The 2,724-nt window shown below is 47.6% G+C and carries 2 protein-coding genes; one reads left to right on the top strand and one right to left on the bottom strand.

Annotation, left to right across the window (positions count from 1 at the left end; translation table 11 throughout):
• On the bottom strand, positions 1-2,152 hold a 2,152-nt coding region (gene prsT / locus LQ952_RS15640), incomplete at its 3' end, for an XrtA/PEP-CTERM system TPR-repeat protein PrsT (protein WP_238623542.1).
• Positions 2,153-2,514: 362 nt separating this feature from the next.
• Here prsT and LQ952_RS15635 point away from each other — a divergent pair.
• A partial coding sequence (locus tag LQ952_RS15635) for a ThiF family adenylyltransferase (protein ID WP_238623541.1) occupies positions 2,515-2,724 on the top strand: 210 nt, incomplete at its 3' end.

The following is a 2,724-nucleotide window of genomic DNA, read 5'->3' as shown; positions in this document are numbered from 1 at the left end:
CAACCTTTTCACGAGCCCTATCAACATCACCCAACTGAACGAGCAATCGAATTTCACCAATCCTCGCCATCACATGGTCAGGATTGGCACCAATAGCTCGGCCCAAGGCCTGCTTTGCCTGGACTGACCTTCCAGCTCTGGAAAGTGCATCGGCCTGAAGAAAATAGGCTTCTGCAGAACCCGGCTGCAACTCAGCCCATCTTTCAAAAGCATCCAACGCCAGGGCCTGATTACCCAGCAGCATATGCGCCCGCCCCAAGACCTCGAGCATGGAAGGCATGGACTCCCATTGATCAGCACGCAGATCACCACTTATCTCAAGTATTTTTGCCAACTCTCCTTCACGCAAATAATCCACGAGCAGTTGATTAAGAATGACAATAGACTGTGGATTCGCATTTACTGCATTCTGCAAAACCTCGATAGCACCACCTGCATCACCCAGTCGCTTTTTAACATCAGCCAAAAGCAGCCATGCATTCTCTTGACCAGGATGAGTCTCAAGCAGTTTCCTCAGGATACTATTCGCTTCTTGTATATTCCCTGCCTGGACCTCTAATCTTGCAAGATTAATGGCTGTCATGGAATCATCAGGGTTAAGACTTAAAACCTTCAACAATTCTGGCCTTGCGCGCTCCCACTGGCCGGTCGCAAGGTATACAGCAGCTGCAAGGTTAAATGGATCAGCACGATCTGGATACTGCCCCTGGAGTCTATTTGCAGCTTCCAAGGCATCCATAAATCGGTTATCCCTAAATGCTGAAAGCGCACGCAACAAGGCATGCTGATAAGAATCACTGTCAGAAATTTCCGCATTTAAGACACCTATGCTGGATATGTCAGATAGTGGTTTTCCTATCATCAAGTTCGCAAGCATCGATAATTCCTGAGCCATCCGTGAATCCGGCTCGAGAATCGTCATTTTTTTAGCATACTCTGCACCTTTTTCCAGCTCTCCACCCAGCAGATACGCCATAATCAACATACTTAGAGTCGTGCTATCCTCCGGATTGTTCCGCCAAGCTAATTCAAGAACATTTTGAGCCTCCAGAAATTCATTACTCCCCAAGCGAAGCGCCCCTATAAGACGAGCGGCGGCCTGTGAAGATTGGAAATTGGCGTGCAGCCAGTTCGCATGCTGCCTTGCACGCTCAGTATTACCTAAGAAAAGCCTGGAAGCTGCCAAGTAAAGGCGATTTGCAGCAAAGTTAGGCTCCGATCTGTAGCTTGCCTCAAAGGCATCGGCAGCCCTGGCATAGTCTCCCCGCGAAAAGTAGACAAGCCCCCCCGCATATGTCACATAATAATGGTCAGAAAGGCCTGATTTTTTTAAAAACTCAATATCCGCCTCAGCCTCTTCAATCTTACCAAGCTGCAGCCTAAGCAAGGCCAACTTAACGCGATCCAATGAAACATAACTCTGCAATTGAATGGAGTTTAAGAAAGCCCTCTCAGCAGATTCAAATCGCCCCATTGCCTGCTCAATATCGCCCAAATAGCTCCATGCCCTTTGAGATCTAGAATCACTATCTATCGCAGTTGAAACCCACTTGTGCGCCGCATCTAAATCGCCATATAGTCCAGATGAAACATAGGCCATCCCCAGGTTTGCATCAGATAAGGTCGGATCAATATCAAGCACCTCCCGGAAAATGACTTCCGCCTCGCCTGGATTTCCTATTCCTAAAAGTGCGAATCCACGCATCGACTTAATCTGAGCAAGTTGATCCTTGGCAACATCATCAATATTTCGCGTCTCGTCCATAATGCGGCCAAACTTTCCTTGCCCTAACAAGGATTGCAGCAAAGGCATTCGGACATCATTCAAATCCACACCAAATTCCTTGGCTCTTCTAAGCTCAGCTTCTGCCCCTGCCGCATCGCCCAGCTGTAATAAAAGCAAGCCCAGTCGATATCGGCCTTCAGAACTGGAAGGATCTTGCCGCAAGGCATTACGATATTCGATGGACGCAGACGAAAGGTCGCCTTCATCCGCGAAAGCCATGCCTCTTATCAAGTGTTCCTCTACCGTATATGTGGTTTTCCCACACCCACCGAGCGCGACGGAGGCTACAAGCAGTGCGGCGGCAAAAATCGACCAATTTCCCCGAAGAACCCTACTGTTTTTTCTTTTCTTACAGTCAATTAGCATAAACAACTCCTTCCTTCGGACCCTGTCCGAATGCAGCCAAGGTGCAATAATGCTTACAACTTATTGGATTCTAGATCATTTTGGTGCAAGATGCGGTATTTATCAGCGATTGTTGCGCGACAACACTCTCAATAAAACTGATGATACAACCATCAGTCAACTGCCTCACGCAATAACCATCGGCTCAGGACCCTAAAAATACAAATAAAAGCAAAAAACGGACTACAGTTTAGACTCATGAAAACCCAGAAAAAGATTTCCCTTATTGACGCCATAATTTGTGCCGAATTTAGCGATAATGAGTGAAAATTTTTATAAGCTGCAGCCAAATACCTTTTTCTTATGGATATTTTGAGACCCCTATGACAACGTTCGATTACTCGCAGGCTTTTGCACGCAACCTGGGCTGGCTAACCGATACCGAGCAGGCCCTGCTTAGAACCAAGAAAGTTGCGATTGCCGGCATGGGCGGCGTAGGGGGAACACACTTACTGACCTTTGCACGCCTGGGAATAGCGGCGTTCCATATTGCCGACCTGGACACCTTTGAGTTACCGAACATGAATCGCCAG

This window comes from Ectothiorhodospira lacustris (genome assembly GCF_022227785.1).
Classification (GTDB): Bacteria; Pseudomonadota; Gammaproteobacteria; order Ectothiorhodospirales; family Ectothiorhodospiraceae; genus Ectothiorhodospira; species Ectothiorhodospira lacustris.
This window is presented reverse-complemented; position numbering and strand designations above follow the sequence as displayed.